Source organism: Devosia sp. P1_H9 (genome assembly GCF_056405135.1).
The window spans coordinates 384,148-400,311 of sequence record NZ_JBFUCQ010000006.1; the positions used below are offsets into that span (position 1 = coordinate 384,148).

Below are 16,164 nucleotides of genomic sequence, written 5' to 3' on the forward strand. Positions count from 1 at the left end.
GAAGGCGGCCGAATACTGTTTTGGGGGCGTAGTGTAAGCGTGACGGCAGGGGGCTTGCCGCTCGACTATTCGGCCGAGATCGGAGCCGCCGCTTACGGCTGCTGCCGCACGCAATCGTTTGGATCGCCGCATGGACGGTGATGCCCTCGATCTCAAGACCGCGTTCGATCTCCTGAGGCGCAGAGCATGGCTCATCATTGTGGTGGCCGCCCTTGTGCTTGGCGTTGCTGGTCTGGCGCTTCTCGCGATGCGGCCGGTCTATTCGGCGACTGCACTGGTACTTGTCGACCCCAGCACGAAGAACCTGCTCGATCCCGACACGGAGACAACCGGCTCCGGGTCCGACAGCCTGCGGGTGGATGGCGAAGTGGAATTGGTCAAGGCGGAGACGACGCTCTTCGCGGTCGCAAGAGAATTGAATCTCGCGGCTGACCCCGAGTACGGCTTTCGTCTCGGCATGCTGGACATGTTGCGGTCTGTGCTGCACCTGGGCGACCCGGTACAGCCGAGCGCGAAGGAAACACTAGCCGCCGCCCTCGGCAACCTGCGCGACAACGTCCTGGTCCAGCGTCGGGGCCTCACCTTCCTTATCGCCGTGAGCGCCCGGTCACAGCGCTCCGATTTCGCTGCACAAATCGCCAACGCGGTATCGCGGACGTACATCCGGCAGCAGCTTGAGGCGAAGGTTGCCTCCACTCTGGCTTCGGCTGCCATCCTCAAGGACCGCATGAGCGAGGCAAGCGCCGCAGTCGGCGAATCCGAACGAGCGTTCGACGCATTTATCGAACAAAACATCACGCGCATCGGCGAGGCGACAGGGCGCACCGACTTCCTGCAGATGCGCGACGAAATCGCGAGGTTGGACGGCCTCAGGGCCCAGTCGAGCTCGTTGCTGGGGCGGGCCGCCAGCAGTTTGGCCCGCCGCGATTGGACCGCGGTGGCGACAACCCTCCGCGACGAAACTATCTCCAACCTGGAACGGCAGCGTGCCGCACTTCTCGGCGATGTCGCCGATGCCAGCGAGGCGAGCGAACTGGCGGTCGACCTGCGCGGCCGAGTCGCGGCCATCGAGGCGCAACTGGTGACGGCCACGACCGAGGCTGTCGCCGGCCTCAGGCAGGACGTCGTGAACGCCGAGGCCCGCGTCGCAGAACTCCGCGCACAACTGCGCAACTCCATCCTCCAGAGCGATTTGCCGTCGGAGATTCTTGCCAGTATCTACGGGCTGCAGCAGGCCTCCGAGATCGCGCGGACGCAGTACCAGGCGCTGCTGACCCGGCAGAAGGATCTCGATACCCAGGCCTACCTGCAGGTGGCAGATAGCCGGCTGGCGGCGGAGGCAACGCCTCCCGATACCCCATCGTTCCCCAATCCACGACTGATCCTCATGCTCGCCGGCCTTGCCGGCCTCGGCCTTGGCATCGCGCTCGCCTTCCTCATCGAGAACTTCGTCGGCGGATTCACCTCCGCTGCGCAGGCCGAGGCGATCCTCAAGGCCCCGGTAGTCGCCGCAGTGCCCCGCCAGCGGCCGATTCGGCGCGACGGGGAGGAGACGCTTACCGTCGCGGACTCGGTGGCTCTTGCGCCACTGTCGGCCTATTCGGAGTCGATCCGCCGGGTGCGGATCGGCGTCGACCAGGCGGTGCGCAAGCGCCCCCGTGGCGACGCGACGGAGGCAAAGTCCGGTTCGGTCATCCTCGTGACCTCCGCCGCCCCAGGGGAGGGCAAGACCACTGTGGCCCTGTCGCTTGCCCGGGCGAACGCGCTGGCCGGCATGTCGACGCTGCTGATCGATTGCGACCTGCGCAAACCCGGCATCCACAAGCTGCTCGGCATCGAGGCCTCCGGGGGGCTGCTTGAGTATCTCGCCCACAGCAGCGACCCATCCGATCTGAAGGCGATCCTCACCGTCGATCCCGGGAGCGGGGCCAAAGTCATCGTCGGCTCGCGGCGCAGCGATGGCGCTACCGACCAATTCGTGACCGGCAAGACCTTCGCGCGATTGATCGCCGCGGCGCGGACGAACTTCGATGTTGATATTGGACGCTCCGCCGGTGGGGTCGGTCGTCGATGGCCTCTATCTGGCAGGCATGACCGATGCTATCGCCGTTGTGGTGAAATTCTCCAGCACGCCCCAGCAGGAGGTGAAAGCGGCGATGGCGTCGCTGATCGGTGCCAAAGCGGACGACGTGCCGATCCTAACCATTCTCAACCATCAAACTAGCAATCCCGCCGCATATCGTAGCAAGTACGCGGGATACTACGCCGAGGCCTAGAACCGATGACTGAAGCCACTCCGATCGTACCGGTAATCCTCGCAGGCGGGCAGGGGACCCGGCTTTGGCCGATGTCGCGCGCCGCGCGCCCCAAGCAGTTCCTGCCGCTCACCGGGCCCACCTCGCTCTATCAGCAGACGCTGCTCCGCGTGGCCGATTCCGCGCACTATACGCCGGCGGTGATCGTCACCAACGCCGAATACCGTTTCCTCGTCGCTGAGCAGGCCCAGGAGGCCGGCGTGGCGACCTCGGCGGTGCTACTTGAGCCCGTAGCGCGCAACACCGCGGCGGCCATCGCTGCAGCCGCCGTCTTCGTACGCGGCAGATTTGGCGATAACGCAGTAATCCACGTCCTCGCCTCAGATCACGCGGTCGAGCCCGACGATAACTACTGGTGGAGCGTCGCGACGGCTGCCGAGGCCGCCCGTGCCGGCCGTCTCGTCACCTTCGGCATCACCCCCACCGCTCCCGAAACGGGCTACGGCTACATCGAGGCCGGGGCAGAACTCGATCAGGGCGTGCGTGCCGTCGCCCGCTTCGTCGAAAAACCCGATCGCGAAACCGCGGCAAAAATGCTCGCCGATGGCGGCTACTACTGGAACTCCGGTACCTTCATGCTCGGTGTCGGCAGCTTCCTGCGCGAGGTCGAAGCGCTGGCGCCCGATACTCTGCGGGCCGCGGCGGCCGCCGTCGCGGCCGCGAAGACCGATCTGGATTTCATCCGCCTCGACGAAGCCGGCTTCGCCACCGCGCCCAATATCTCGGTCGACTACGCCATCTTCGAAAAGTCGACGCAGGTAGCGCTGGTGCCGGTGACCTATCCGTGGTCCGACCTCGGTGCCTGGGACGCGGTGTGGAAAGTGTCGGGCAAGGACGCGGCCGGTAACGTCGTCACCAACGGCAACGCCACGCTCTCCAACACGCGCAATTCCCTCGTCATGTCAGAAAAGGCCCACATCGCGGTCGAAGGGCTCGACGACGTTGCGGTGATCGCGACCGAAGACGCCATCTACGTCGGCAAGCTCTCTGAAGCGCAACGCGTCGGCCCGATGGTGAAGGCACTGCGCGCCGATGCGGCGACCCATGGGCTGACCGAAATCCACCGTACCGCCTATCGGCCCTGGGGCGGTTACTCGTCCGTGCTGAATGGCGAGCGCTTCCAGGTGAAGCGCCTGTTCGTCAAGCCGGGCAAGAAGCTCAGCCTGCAGAAGCACCACCACCGTGCCGAGCACTGGGTGGTAGTCACCGGCACTGCCGAGGTGACCATCGACGACAAGGTGATGATGTTGACCGAGAACCAGTCGGTCTACCTGCCGCTCGGTTCGGTGCATCGGCTGGCCAACCCCGGCAAGATCCTGCTGGAGCTGATCGAAGTGCAGACCGGCTCGTATCTGGGCGAGGACGACATCATCCGCATCGAGGACGAGTTCGGCCGGGCCTAGCCCACGACCGCCCACTTATCCCCGCGTTTGGGCGCGGCCCTAACCTCGTGGCTCCATTGATGGAGCAGAACATGAGCGAGAAATACCAGGGCCGTGCCGACGACATCGCAGCACCCGCCCGCGGCGGATTTGCGATCACCACCAGCGACTCTGCCGATCTTTTGGCCGAGACCCGCGCCATCTACATCGGCAGCGCCGGCGATCTCGCGGCGGTGCTGGCCTCGGGCGACGAGGTGAGCTTCGTCGGCCTCGGTGGCGGCACGGTGCTGCCGGTGCGTGCCCGCCGGGTCAAGGCAACGGGGACCAGTGCCGGTTATCTGGTGGGGCTCTATTGATGGGAGCGGCAGCCATTGCGATCGGCCCGCGGCTCGGCCTGGCATCGGTGGGCTCGAGCCGTGGATGGTCACGATCGGGTTCGATCCTCGACGCCGACTTTGCCGCCGGACGCTTCGCGTTCAGGGGACGAAACTACGCCGATAGGCCCGCGTTCCTCGCCGCCATCGGCGGCAGCGAGGCATCCGGCGCCATCTCCATCGGTCCCCACATCGCTCCCGGCGCCCCGGAACTGATCAGCAATGGCAGTTTCGCAGCGGGTGCCGTTGGTTGGACGACGACGCAGGCTGGACTCGGTCCAGCCACCAACGCCGTGGTGGCCGGCGAACTGGTGGTCAGCAGCAACGGTGCGAACAGTCCGTTCGCCGGGCAGGGCGTCGCTGTTGCGCCCGGCCGGGCCTATCAGGCGCGAGGGTCGGTCAGGGGAGCCGGAGCGGGCTTTGGCCCGAATCTCTGGATCACGCCCAATGCCAATGGCACCGGCTTCATGGGCTCGGTCGGGCACATCAACGCGACGACCGACCTTGTCGAGACGGTCTGCACCTTTGCGACCGTCGGAGCGGCGACCACGATGTATGTGGGAGCCCGCGCTATCTTCAACCCCGCCAGCGGCAGCTTCGGTCTCGATAATTACTCCTGCCGCGAGTGCGTGCCGTTCGCCGGGTTCGTCCCGATGGCGCTGTCGGGCGTCGTCGAGGCCACCACGCCCGCAGCCGCGAGCGGCACCAAGATCCTGTGGCAGACCGACGACGGGGCCATCGATTTCACCAGCGGCGCGCCCACCGAGCGCAATTACATCCGCCTCTGCTGGGACGCCGCCAAGCACCTGCACTTGCTGGTGAGCGCGCAGGCCGTCACCGGCTCGACCACCACGCAGGCCGATCTCGACCTGGGTCTGGTCGAGGTGTCGACCAGTTTTCGCGTCGCTTTTTCTGCGGCGCCGAACGCCTTCATAGCGGCGCGCGACGGGCAACCCGCCCTGTCCGACGCGTCCGGCGCCTTCCCGGGCGCCGCCCAGATGCGGATCGGGCGTGGACAAGCCACGTCCAACAACTGGGATGGGACGATCTCTCGGGTAACGCTTTTCGCCGCCACGAAGACCGTGGAGGAGGTGGAGAACCTGTCGTCCGCCTTGGTCGGTAACCTCGTCGCAGCCTGGGGCGACAGCCTCACCGCCGGCGCCGGGGCCTCGGGTGCGGCGACGACCTATCCGGCGGTTGCCGCGACCCTGTTTGCCCCGGACCGGGCGGTGAGCAACCGCGGCATCGGAGGGCAGACATCGACGCAGATCGCTGCCCGCATGAATGCACGCCCTATCCTGGTCACCGCAGCAACAGATCAACTGCCCGCCTCCGGCAGCGTCGTGATCACCGCCAAGAACATCAACGTGCTTCGGGATGCTGGGAGCTTTGCTGGCGCGCTCGCCGGCAGTCTTGCCGGCGTGCACGGCACGATGTCGACGGACGCATCGGGCAACTGGAGTTTCACCCGGACTGTGGCCGGCAGCGCTGTTGCCTGCCCGCCGGGCACACCCTTTGTCACCGACGTGGGGCTTAGCCTGCGACATCGCACGGCCTGGTTGTGGACGGGCCGGAACGGTGCGCAGTCGGGCTTCACTGTGGCGGGCGACATTGCCGCCGCGGTCGCCTACCTCAATCATCCGCGCTACCTCGTCGGCTCGATCCTCACTGCCGCGTCCGACGCCCCCTCCACCGTTGCCGGCATCGCGGTGACCAATGCTGCGCTCGCCGCGACCTGTGGCGCATGTTTCGTCGACGTGCTGCAGGCGCTCAAGGATGCCCATGATGGGTCGCCGGGCGATTTGAGCGATGTCGGAAACGGCTGGGTGCCGCGCTCGCTGAGGGCCGATACGATCCACCCCAACGACGCCGGCTACGCCATCGTCGCCGGCGCGTTCAAAGCGGCCAATGACGCCATGGGGTGGTGAAAGTGCCCGCCGGCGGCTTCAATCCGTCCGGCGTCGCGCGCGGAGTGGGCGTGCCGGGTTGCCGATATAGACGGTGTTGGCAGCAAGATCGCTGAACGCCACCCCGCGCGCGCCCAGCACTGCACCTTCCCCAGCCGTGACACCCGGGCCAACGAAGGCCTCGGCGGCAATCCATGCGCCCTTGCCGATGGCGATCGGTTTGGCGATCAGCTGGAAACTCACCTCGTCGATGGCGTGGGTCGCGCCGCACAGATGTGCACCCTGTGAGACGATCGCTCCGTCCCCGAGCACTACCGGCGCCACGCAATAGCAGGTCGAGCGAGGACCCAGCACCGCGCCGGCTCCCACGCGCAGGTGTGGAGGAAACCACACCTTGGCGCTGCCATAGACCCTGGCCGTCGGGTGCACCTTCGCTCCGAAGGCCAAGAGTACCAGCCGCCGCCAGTGGTGCAGCGGAGGCGGCGTCCAGGCTGCCAGTAACGTCCAGCTTACCACCCAGACGGCCCGGAACAGTCGATGCCGGAGCGAGAAGCTGGGGCGACCGGCGGCAACGCCGACATCGGCTCCGCGAAGGATTTGCGGGTCGTTCGTCATGCCGTAGCTGCAACGACGTGGCGCCGTGACAGTGCCGTAAGCAGGCTGCAGGCGATCAATGTAGAGGCCGGCAGCAGGATCACGGCGCCGACCGCACCGCGCTCCACGATCGGCAACGCGCCGATGATCAGGTAACCGTAGATCGGGTATCCCCCGATAGCCGGCTGCGTACGCAGCAGCCCGCGGCACCCCACCGCCGCAACGATTGCCCCGAGCCCCACACCGATGAGCCCGAAGTCCATGTAGAAGTCACCGGCGATCGGCATCGAGAGGTTCGGTGTCCCCACCAGCCCCTGCACGAACAGGTCGTTGCCGATATCGAGGCCGCTGACGACCGGCTTTTCCGGCCACAAGCCACGCGGCACGAAACACAGCAGGATCGAGAGAATCTTCGCCCCGACCTGAAGGCCGTAATGGTGGGCGTAGTAGACCCCATGCAGCAACGCGTCGAAGGTATCGACATACGGAATCTCTCCGATGGAACCGCGTTCGGTGGAGTTCAGCACCCGGTTCAGGTCCCAGCCAAAGCGCGTGGTCACGCTGAGGATCGGCATCACCACGACGATCGCCCCAACGGCCACGGCAGCGAACACCAAGGGTTTCCGCACGGCCGGCATGAGGATCAGCCCAACCGGCAGCCAGGCAGCGATCAAGCCGAACCGCGAAGTGTTCAACGGGTTGAAGGCGATGGCCAACAATGAGAGGCAGCACAGCAAGCTGAATATATCGGGCGTGCGCGGCTTGCGGCTGGACACCAACGCAGCGGTCATCATCGCCGCACTTGCAATCAGTAGGCCTTGGCCGACGGCTATCAGCGGTGAGATCTGATCGGCCAGCTTCTCATATCTCGGAGCGAGAAGGTTGCCGACATCGCCACCGAAGACCAGCATCAGGGAAAAGCCGGCAAGCGCCGCCAACAGCAGCAGCCCCGAACTCGGTGTGACCGCCAGGGTCCTGACCGCGCGACCGGTGGGCGGCAGCAACACGAGCATGATGATCGAGAAGACGTACAATGACGCGAACGTCAGGAGGATGATTTCCGGCTCGTAGTGCACCGGCGCCCTGGCGGCGTACATCGTCACCGAGCCCTGAGCCAACGTCTGCGCCGGCCGGACGACGAAGAAGAGCGTCGACAGCAGCCAGTAAACGTCGATCGCGTCCACCTCCGCATTGTCGTTTCGCGCCGCGGCAATGAGCCCGCAGAGTGCGACCGGCAGCACTAGAAGCACCGAGGTCCACTCCTTGGCGGTAAGGGCTGCGAGCACCAGCAGTGCGGCCTGTGACACCACCCGCGCCAGTCTCCACCGTCCGCTGTCGGGATCTGTCGGCATTAGCCGCGAGCCTTTCCGCGCCGCCTCGAGGTATGCACATCGATGATCGCCCGATAGTGTCCGATCATCGCCTCCCCGATTTCGCTCCACCGGTAGCGGCGTGCGTAGGATGTCAGGTAATGCGCTCGCGCGCGCACCTCGTCTTCCGAGGCCACGACGGCATCGGCCACGACGCGCTCGAAGTCGGAGAGATTCGTCGCGATGCGCAGCGCAGCGCCGTCCGCGAACAGCTCAGGCAGGTTGCATTGATCGGTGATGATAGGCAGGCAGCCATACTGCAGTGCCTCCAGCGCGCTCATCGGCAACCCCTCGCTGAGCGAAGGGAGGATGAACGCTCGTGCGGTTTCGAATGCTTCGGCTTTGGCAGGGCCGTAGAGCGGGCCGACGACCCTCACATTGGCCGATCCGTGCGCCACCGCCTTCACCGCGGCCTCATAGTCCGGGTCGCCCCACCCGGCGATGGTGAGGGTCACTTCGCGCAGCGCCGGGGACCGGACCCATGCTCTAGCCAGTTCGAGGACCTGCTTCTTCGGATGCAGCCGGCCGAGATAGAGAACCCCACTTCGCTCCGCGGCCGCCGGTATGGGTGAGACCTCCGTTGTTCCATTCGGCAAGATGAACGTCCGACGCGCCGAGTCGGGCATGTAGCTGCTGATCGCGCCGTACTCCGCCTTGCAGAGCGCATGGACATGTCCACCGCCAACCAGCGGCCGCTCGAACAGCGCCCCGTGCATCGCCTTGGCCAGCCTGCGACGGCGAAGGATCCACCCTTCCAGCATGCCATGCGGCGACACCACCAGGGGGATCCCAGCGAGTTGCGCGAAGCGACCGTAAATCGAAGTGGCGGTCCAGATGCCATGCAGATGCAGCAGGTCGGGCCGGTGTGACAGCAGCCGGCCGAAAACCCGCCAATGAAAGCCATAAACGTCCGAAAGCGGGTGGGTGCGAAGTGGAAGTTCGGCCCACTCATGCCGATCGTCCTCGAAGTGGCGGTCGGCGCCGCCGAACACAGTTACGTCCACGCCCCGCTCGGCGATCGCACGCGCGAGCCCCGAAACCGAGTGATAGAGCCCGCCGGCGGAGCGCGAAAGCGAACTCGAAACGTACGCCACCCTCATGCTGCGTGCCTTGCTTGGGCGAGCAGCGCAGCTCGTGTACCTAGGATCGCCGAACCATAGAGAACGAGGTCGGCAACTGCGAAGATCACAATCGCCGGCAAAGCCAAAACGGCGGCACTGACGCTCGCTCCGACGCCAACCGCCACCGCCATGGCAGTTGCTGCCGCCGCATACTGGCGCCCAGCCTGCAGGTGCTGCACCAATGCGGTAACAATCGCTCCGGCCACGACCACCGGCCCGAACATGGCCACCGCGAGGGCCGCCGCGCTGAGCGGGGCAGGCAGGAGCAGATACCCCGTGAGCCCACCGGCAGTCATCACGGCGGTGCCCACGCCGCCGACCAGCGTTCCCGCAGACCGGACATTGAGAACCAGCGCCGCTGAATCGCCCCGGATGTTGGTCAGGCGGGCCACAAGGTCGGGAAACTCCACGCGCTGGACGAAGCCGACCACCTGCGCGAACGCTGTCGCGATCTGCTTGGCGTAGATGAACAGCGCTGCGCCAGCGGGCCCAAGGGCGAAGTTCGCGAGGAGCAACTGGTATCGAAAGTACAGCTGGCCGGGCAGTGTGGTCAGCAACACGGTGCCGGCGTCGCGACCCAATGTCAGCATTTGCCCCGCAGCCGGCCGGACGAACTGCGGCGCATGGCTCGCGATACGCAACGCCGTGTATTGCCCGACCAGTGTGAGGACATAGCCGGCGGTCAGCGCACCACCCAGCACCGCACCGGCCACCGCAGGCGAAGCCTCGATCGTTGCCGAAAGCGCGAGCGCCGAGCACAGATAGGGCAGGGACGCGGTCAGGCCGCTGATGCCGCCGAGCCGCAGACCATCGAGCACCCCGCTGGCATTGAACGACCACAGCAGCACCGAAGGCAGTGCCCATAGCGTGTAGTTCAGCGAGAACTCATCGGCCCCGAGCCCGGCATGCGCTAGCGCCAGCGCGGCGACTCCAACTGCAATCGCCAGCCGGAACCCCGTGACGCTCCAGTAGCTGGACCAGATGTGCTCCTCGATGCCCTCGGCGTGAGCGGTCTCTCGCGCCAGCACCGTCAGTGCGCCGAAATCGATGAGCAGGCTGGCGAGCATGGCGAAGGAAAAAGCGGAGCCAAAGGCGGCAAGCAACGGTAGCTTTTCCTGTGCCACCAGCAGCGTCTGCACCGCAAAGATCGCGCCTTGCCCTGCTGCATAGCTGCTGATGAGCAACGCTACATTCAGCCGCTTACGTCGCGTCTCGCTGCCCAAATCAGCCGATCGGCCGGCAGTTCTTATGGCCAGCCGGGTATCCATATCACGCCACGGGGGCCGGGGGCGCCGAAGCGCTGGTGGTGAGCCGCGCCAGGTCGAACGTGAGCGACCGGAGGATCGCCGCCTTGGACCAGCGTTCGTCAGCCCGCGCCCGCGCGGCCGCTCCTGTTGCCGCCCGCAAGGCACTGTCATCCATCAGCCGATCGATGGCGTGGGCGAAGGCCAGCGCGTCGCCAGGTGGCACAACGATGCCGCAGCCCTCGACCTCGCGCGCCAACCCCGTCCCTGCCGCTGCCGTCGCCACCACGGGTCGGCCGGAGGCGAGCATGTTGGTGAGTTTGCTCGGCAGCACCAGATCGGCAGCCCCGGCAAGCTGAGGTAAGAGATGCACGGTGGCGAGCCCCATGAGCTCGCTGAGCCGCTCCTTCGGTTGCAGGTCGCGGAACCGGACGTTCCCCAAGCCACGCGCTCGTGCCTTGAGCTGGTCCCGGTTCGGGCCTTCGCCGCAGATCACGAACGTCAGATCCTGCCGATGCTGCAGCTGCCGGGCGGCATCGAGCACGATGTCGATACCCTGCTTGTTGGCGATGTTGCCGGCATAGAGCGCAACATGCTCGGTCTCGATGTTCCATTCCTGGCGGTAAGGCGAAGGCACCGACATCGGCCGCACCGAACCGGTCTCTGCCCAGTTGCGGAGCTCGACGATCCGCCCGGCCGCGACACCCTTGTCCGCCAGTCGCCGGCACATTTCAGGCGAGATGGCGCTGACCCGCTCGAAGCTCTTCAGCACACGGCCCTCGAACCACCGCGCCAGCCCGGCAAGCCGACCGCCCCCTTCGATGAGGCCCGTGGCGAACGCCGCCTCGACCTCGAAATCCTGGATATGCAGCCAGCTATGCGCCCCTGCCAGCGCCGCCGCGAGGCGCGCCACCGGCGCCGCAACCATTGAGGGCGCCACGGCAAGCACAACGTCCGGGCGCCAGGTCAGTCCGCTCCAGATTGCCGGCAGCAGGGCCGTGGCAGCAAAGCTCGCGTGATGCAGCAGGCGTCGCTTCCCCGTCGGGTTGACCGGGATGTAGTGCGGTGCCCGCATGACCGACACGCCATTCTCCTCGGACTGCATGTACGCCCATGGATTGTGACCTTTGCCGATCGTCCAGGCTGGGTAGTAGGGCTGGCCAGCGATCACACGCACATCGTGCCCCTCGGCGGCCAGTGCCTCGGCCATGCCGGTCGTGTAGACCGCGATGCCGATCTTTTCGGGCGCGTAGTTCAGCCCCAGGATGAGCAGTCTCATGCCGCCTTACCCCTCTAGCGGTGTGCGAGAAACCACCGATAGGTCTCGGCGATCCCCGTCTCGAGCGCGATGCGCGGCGCCCAGCCCATGGCCCGCAGTTTCTCACCGTTCAGCAGTTTGCGCGGTGTGCCGTCGGGCTTGCTGAGATCGTGGACGATGTTGCCCTCGAATCCGACTACCCGGCAGACCTGTCGCGCCAGTTCCAGAATGCTGAGATCGACCCCCGAGCCGACATTGATGTGTTCTGCGGCGGAGTAGTGCTTCAGCAGGAACACCAGGGCATCGGCGCAATCGTCGACATGGAGGAACTCGCGCCGCGGCGTGCCCGTCCCCCAGAGGATGATCTCCGGGGCGCCATTCAGCTTTGCCTCATGCGCCTTGCGGATCAGTGCGGGCAGCAGGTGGCTCGACATAAGATCGAAATTGTCGCCCGGCCCGTAGAGGTTGGTCGGCATCGCCGAGATGTAGTCGCGTCCGCGCTGCTTGCGGAACGCTTGCGCCAGCTTGATTCCGGCGATCTTGGCGATCGCGTACCACTCGTTGGTTTCCTCGAGCGGGCCTGTCAGGAGAGCGTCCTCGGCGATCGGCTGGGGTGCCAGCCTCGGGTAGATGCAGCTCGATCCGAGGAACAATAGCCGCTCAACCCCCGTGGCATCGGCGGCGCCGATCACATTGGTTTCGATGAGCAGGTTTTCGTAGAGGAAATCGGCTGGGTAGGTGTCATTGGCCAGGATGCCGCCCACCTTCGCGGCAGCTATCACCACTGCGTCCGGTTTCGCCTCGGCGACGAAGCGCTCTACTTCTGACTGCCGCCTCAGGTCCACGTCGGCCTTGCTCGCGGTGACAATCTCGCAGCTCTCGCTTGCCAGTCGCCGCACCAGTGCGGATCCCACCATGCCGTTGTGCCCGGCGACCCAGATGCGCTTCCCGGTCAGCTCGTACATCAGGTGTTACTCGCAGTTGCGGCGCTCTGCATGAGCTTGAGGTCTTCGAGCACCATCTCCCGGGCCAGATCCCGCGCCGATCTCTCGTGCTGCCAACCAAGCCTGGTACGCGCCTTGGTCGGGTCCCCCATCAGCGCATCCACCTCGGTCGGCCGGAAGTAGCGCGGATCGATCTCGATCAGGCATCGGCCGTTCGTGTCATAGCCTCGCTCTTCGATCCCCTCGCCGCGCCACTCGACAGCGATGCCGGCGTCTGCGAACGCCCATTCGACGAACTGGCGCACCGACGTCGCTACCCCTGTCGCCAGCACATAGTCGTCGGCAACCTCCTGCTGCAGCATCATCCACATGCCGCGCACATACTCCTCGGCATGGCCCCAATCGCGCAGCGCATTGAGATTGCCCAGGTAGAGCTTCTCCTGCATGCCCAGCCTGATGGCCGCGGCAGCGCGCGTGATCTTGCGGGTCACGAAGGTCTCGCCGCGCAAAGGGCTCTCGTGGTTGAACAGGATGCCGTTGTTGGCGTGGATGCCGTAGGCCTCGCGATAGTTCACCACGGTCCAGTAAGCGTAGAGCTTCGCCACCGCGTAGGGCGAACGCGGCCGAAACGGCGTCATCTCGTTCTGCGGAGTTTGATGTACCGCTCCATAAAGCTCCGACGTCGAAGCCTGGTAGAACCGCGTCTTCTTCTCGAGTCCGAGGATGCGGATCGCTTCCAGCAACCGCAACGTGCCGAGCGCATCGGCGTTGGCGGTATATTCCGGCGTCTCGAAGCTGACCGCCACATGGCTCTGCGCCGCGAGGTTGTAGATTTCGTCCGGCTGCGTCTGCTGCACGATGCGGATGAGGTTGGTCGCATCGGTCAGGTCGCCGTAGTGGAGGATCAGCCGCGGATCATCCTCGTGCGGGTCCTGGTAGATGTCCTCGATCCGCCCGGTATTGAACGACGACGATCGCCGCTTGATGCCATGCACCACATAGCCCTTGCTTAGCAGCAACCGGGCCAGATAGGCGCCATCCTGACCGGTAACGCCGGTAATCAGTGCAACACGCTTGCTCAAAATCGTTACTCAAAACCAGGTGCGAGGTGTCGGAATATGGGTCGTACAGGCCGATCCATGCCACGGCAACCGCACCGACGCCGTGTCAATAAATTAGCGAAGGAGCATCAGAAATTCAGTGGTGGCGGATCGCAGTAGTCGGGGTGACCACGACGCCCGAAAGTTCGCGTGATGCCCGTAAGATGTTGCCCGTGCCCGAGCCGAGAATGTGCTTCGGCATCGCCCCACGCGTCACTCATCAATCCGCCCCCAGATTGTCGATGACTACACGACGTCGCGCATTATCTGCGGGCGCCGCTCTCAATCCGCGGATTAATGATAAATTTACCATTTTGCACAAGCAAAAAATGAAAACTGGATTGCAAAGCGATTGATGAGTGCGCCGGGCGACTACTGAGTCGCTGAAAAATCGAGGTGCGTCTCATGCAGAGTACATGCCGGCGACGGCCGGTTCGCATTCCCGACATGCGCGTATGACACATCTATAACCGTTGATTTGGCAGTCTCGAGTAGAGTGCAGTCACGCTACGGTAACCAACCCCGCGTCGCGCGGGTCTCGTTCCGTCCCGAGCGCGCTGTGCCGATGGACGCCGCACGCCGGAACCGTGCATGTATGCTGCGAGCGTTCTCTTCGGAGCGATGAATGAAAGTAACGATTTTCGGGTCGGGCTATGTAGGCCTCGTTACCGGAGCCTGCCTGGCCGACGCGGGCAACCATGTCGTCTGCGTCGATATCGACGCCAACAAGGTGGCCATGCTCAACGACGGGCGCGTGCCGATCTACGAGCCGGGCCTCGAGGCGATCGTCGCCAGCAGTCGCGCCGCCGGGAGGCTGTTCTTTACCACCGACATCGCGGAGGGCGTGGAGCACGGCGAGGCCCTCTTCATCGCGGTAGGCACGCCCCCCGATGAAACCGGCTCGGCGGACTTGCGCTACGTTCTCGCCGTCGCCCACAGCATCGGCGAGCACCTCACCGGCTTTAAGGTTGTGGCCGACAAGTCCACCGTGCCCGTCGGAACCGGAGACATGGTCGCCGCCGCGATCACAGAGGAACTGGTGAAGCGCGGTTTCGCCGCCAATGCCGACGAGCGTATTCGTCTCGGCCAGCCCGATTTCACCGTCATCTCCAACCCCGAGTTCCTCAAGGAGGGCGCTGCGGTAACCGACTTCAACCGCCCGGACCGCATCGTCATCGGCGCCGACGCTAGCACCAGCGGCCGCCGCGGCCTCGAGCTCATGCGCTATCTCTACGCCCCATTCACCCTCAACCACGATCGCACCATGGTCATGGATGTTCGGTCGGCCGAACTCACCAAGTATGCCGCCAACGCCATGCTCGCCACGCGCATCTCATTCATGAACGAACTCGCCAACCTCGCCGAGGATCTGGGTGCAGATATCGAGCTGGTGCGCCGCGGCATGGGATCGGATCCACGCATTGGCTACAGCTTCCTTTATGCCGGCACCGGCTATGGCGGGAGCTGTTTCCCCAAGGACGTGAGCGCATTGCAGCGCAGCGCGGCAGAGCAGGGCCGCCCCATGCGCATCCTTGCCGCAGTGGAGGAGGTGAACACGGCTCAGAAAGACGTGCTCGGCACCAAGATCCGCTCCCGCTTCGGCGACGACCTCAGCAACCTGACCTTCGCAATCTGGGGCCTCTCGTTCAAGCCCAATACCGACGATATGCGCGATGCCCCGAGCCGGGTACTGATCGCCGACCTGGTGCGCCGCGGCGCCACCGTCCGCGCTTATGATCCTGTGGCGATGGACGAGGCAAAGCGTGTGCTGGCGCTGGACCTTGACGGCAATATCGACCGGATCAGCTTCGCCGGCTCTGCCAACGACGCCATTGAGGGCGCCGACGCCCTGGTGATCGTCACCGAGTGGAAGGCGTTTCGCGCCCCCGATTTCCAGTCGCTCGCCGCCCGGCTGACCCGCAAGGCGATCTTCGATGGCCGCAACATGTACGAGCCCACGGCAGTCGAGGACGCCGGCCTCGCCTACTTCCCGATCGGCCGCCGGCAGGTCTCCTGATCCTCCCGACACGGGGCACTTGTATAGCTAGTCGGTAGAATTTATACCTCGCGCAAGCTCATTGCCCGGGATGATTGTCGACGGATGCTCACTGCCAAAGGAAAATATGGCCTGAAGGCGCTGGTGCATCTCGCGCAGTTTCCGCCCGGCGAGCTGGCACTGGTGGCCGACATCGCCTCTTCCAACAACATTCCCAAGAAGTTCCTCGACGCCATCCTGGGCGACCTGCGCAACGCCGGTATCGTCCAGAGCCGCAAGGGCAAGGGCGGGGGCTATCGCCTGGCGCGGCCCCCCGAGGAGATCAAGGTCGGCTCGATTGTCCGCGTGCTCGATGGCCCGTTGGCGCCCATCCCCTGCGCCAGCCACACCCGCTACGAAGCCTGCGACGATTGCGATGTGGCGACCTGCCAGGTCCGCCACACCATGCTGAACGTCCGCAACGCCATCGCCGAAGTGCTCGATCGCACCACGTTGGCGCAGATGCGGGACGCCGAAGGCGACGTCCTGCCGATCGAGCTTCAGACCGCCTGACGGTCCG

Annotated in this window: 13 protein-coding genes; 6 read left to right on the forward strand and 7 right to left on the reverse strand. The window is 65.3% G+C overall.

The genetic code is table 11. The annotated features are described in order from the left end of the window. Positions 1-130: 130 nt before the first annotated feature. The 4 genes from AC1DYL_RS14405 to AC1DYL_RS14420 all read left to right on the forward strand — a co-directional run bounded on the left by AC1DYL_RS14405 (position 131) and on the right by AC1DYL_RS14420 (position 5,999). Positions 131-2,224, forward strand: coding sequence for a GumC family protein (locus tag AC1DYL_RS14405; protein WP_477173661.1), 2,094 nt, complete (start codon positions 131-133; stop codon positions 2,222-2,224). Positions 2,225-2,281: 57 nt separating this feature from the next. Beyond that, the gene (locus tag AC1DYL_RS14410) at positions 2,282-3,718 is read left to right on the forward strand and encodes a mannose-1-phosphate guanylyltransferase/mannose-6-phosphate isomerase (RefSeq protein WP_477173662.1); all 1,437 of its coding nucleotides are present in this window, start codon (positions 2,282-2,284) and stop codon (positions 3,716-3,718) included. A gap of 71 nt (positions 3,719-3,789) precedes the next feature. Then, positions 3,790-4,053 carry a spike base protein, RCAP_Rcc01079 family gene (locus AC1DYL_RS14415; protein ID WP_477173663.1) on the forward strand — a complete coding sequence of 88 codons (264 nt, stop codon included), beginning with the start codon at positions 3,790-3,792 and terminating at the stop codon, positions 4,051-4,053. Next, entirely contained in the window at positions 4,053-5,999 is a 1,947-nt protein-coding gene (locus tag AC1DYL_RS14420; RefSeq protein WP_477173664.1) for a GDSL-type esterase/lipase family protein, read from the forward strand. The genes AC1DYL_RS14415 and AC1DYL_RS14420 overlap by 1 nt, the downstream gene beginning before the upstream one ends. A gap of 18 nt (positions 6,000-6,017) precedes the next feature. On the opposite strand, the gene AC1DYL_RS14425 is transcribed toward AC1DYL_RS14420, so the two are convergent. The 7 genes from AC1DYL_RS14425 to gmd form a co-directional block, all read right to left on the reverse strand. Further along, positions 6,018-6,593 (reverse strand): LbetaH domain-containing protein, encoded by a 576-nt coding sequence (locus AC1DYL_RS14425; protein WP_477173665.1) that lies wholly within the window; start codon positions 6,591-6,593, stop codon positions 6,018-6,020. After that, positions 6,590-7,882, reverse strand: a complete 1,293-nt coding sequence (locus tag AC1DYL_RS14430) for a hypothetical protein (RefSeq protein ID WP_477173666.1) — start codon at positions 7,880-7,882, stop codon at positions 6,590-6,592. The genes AC1DYL_RS14425 and AC1DYL_RS14430 overlap by 4 nt, the downstream gene beginning before the upstream one ends. A gap of 41 nt (positions 7,883-7,923) precedes the next feature. Continuing rightward, positions 7,924-9,036 carry a glycosyltransferase gene (locus tag AC1DYL_RS14435; RefSeq protein ID WP_477173667.1) on the reverse strand — a complete coding sequence of 371 codons (1,113 nt, stop codon included), beginning with the start codon at positions 9,034-9,036 and terminating at the stop codon, positions 7,924-7,926. Between the two features lie 2 nt (positions 9,037-9,038). Beyond that, positions 9,039-10,247: a hypothetical protein gene (locus AC1DYL_RS14440; protein ID WP_477173668.1), complete on the reverse strand. Its 1,209-nt coding sequence runs from the start codon at positions 10,245-10,247 to the stop codon at positions 9,039-9,041. Positions 10,248-10,332: 85 nt separating this feature from the next. Beyond that, a complete protein-coding gene (locus AC1DYL_RS14445; RefSeq protein ID WP_477173669.1) occupies positions 10,333-11,586 on the reverse strand; it encodes a WcaI family glycosyltransferase in 1,254 nt (417 codons plus the stop codon). A 14-nt stretch (positions 11,587-11,600) separates the two neighbouring features. Next, a complete protein-coding gene (gene fcl, locus AC1DYL_RS14450; RefSeq protein ID WP_477173670.1) occupies positions 11,601-12,530 on the reverse strand; it encodes a GDP-L-fucose synthase in 930 nt (309 codons plus the stop codon). After that, complete coding sequence (gene gmd / locus AC1DYL_RS14455) at positions 12,530-13,591, reverse strand: GDP-mannose 4,6-dehydratase (RefSeq protein ID WP_477173671.1); 1,062 nt, start codon at positions 13,589-13,591, stop codon at positions 12,530-12,532. The genes fcl and gmd overlap by 1 nt, the downstream gene beginning before the upstream one ends. Before the next feature lie 643 nt (positions 13,592-14,234). Here gmd and AC1DYL_RS14460 point away from each other — a divergent pair. Both AC1DYL_RS14460 and AC1DYL_RS14465 read left to right on the forward strand, forming a co-directional pair. Next, positions 14,235-15,626: a UDP-glucose dehydrogenase family protein gene (locus tag AC1DYL_RS14460; protein WP_477173672.1), complete on the forward strand. Its 1,392-nt coding sequence runs from the start codon at positions 14,235-14,237 to the stop codon at positions 15,624-15,626. A gap of 84 nt (positions 15,627-15,710) precedes the next feature. Then, positions 15,711-16,157, forward strand: a complete 447-nt coding sequence (locus tag AC1DYL_RS14465; RefSeq protein ID WP_477151289.1) for an RrF2 family transcriptional regulator — start codon at positions 15,711-15,713, stop codon at positions 16,155-16,157. Positions 16,158-16,164: the final 7 nt, after the last annotated feature.

Bases quoted from the DNA above. Each gene is read 5' to 3' on its own strand.
- AC1DYL_RS14405 (WP_477173661.1), top strand. From the start codon at position 131: ATGGACGGTGATGCCCTCGATCTCAAGACCGCGTTCGATCTCCTGAGG.
- AC1DYL_RS14410 (WP_477173662.1), top strand. From the start codon at position 2,282: ATGACTGAAGCCACTCCGATCGTACCGGTAATCCTCGCAGGCGGGCAG.
- AC1DYL_RS14415 (WP_477173663.1), top strand. From the start codon at position 3,790: ATGAGCGAGAAATACCAGGGCCGTGCCGACGACATCGCAGCACCCGCC.
- AC1DYL_RS14420 (WP_477173664.1), top strand. From the start codon at position 4,053: ATGGGAGCGGCAGCCATTGCGATCGGCCCGCGGCTCGGCCTGGCATCG.
- AC1DYL_RS14425 (WP_477173665.1), bottom strand. From the start codon at position 6,593: ATGACGAACGACCCGCAAATCCTTCGCGGAGCCGATGTCGGCGTTGCC.
- AC1DYL_RS14445 (WP_477173669.1), bottom strand. From the start codon at position 11,586: ATGAGACTGCTCATCCTGGGGCTGAACTACGCGCCCGAAAAGATCGGC.
- fcl (WP_477173670.1), bottom strand. From the start codon at position 12,530: ATGTACGAGCTGACCGGGAAGCGCATCTGGGTCGCCGGGCACAACGGC.
- AC1DYL_RS14460 (WP_477173672.1), top strand. From the start codon at position 14,235: ATGAAAGTAACGATTTTCGGGTCGGGCTATGTAGGCCTCGTTACCGGA.
- AC1DYL_RS14465 (WP_477151289.1), top strand. From the start codon at position 15,711: ATGCTCACTGCCAAAGGAAAATATGGCCTGAAGGCGCTGGTGCATCTC.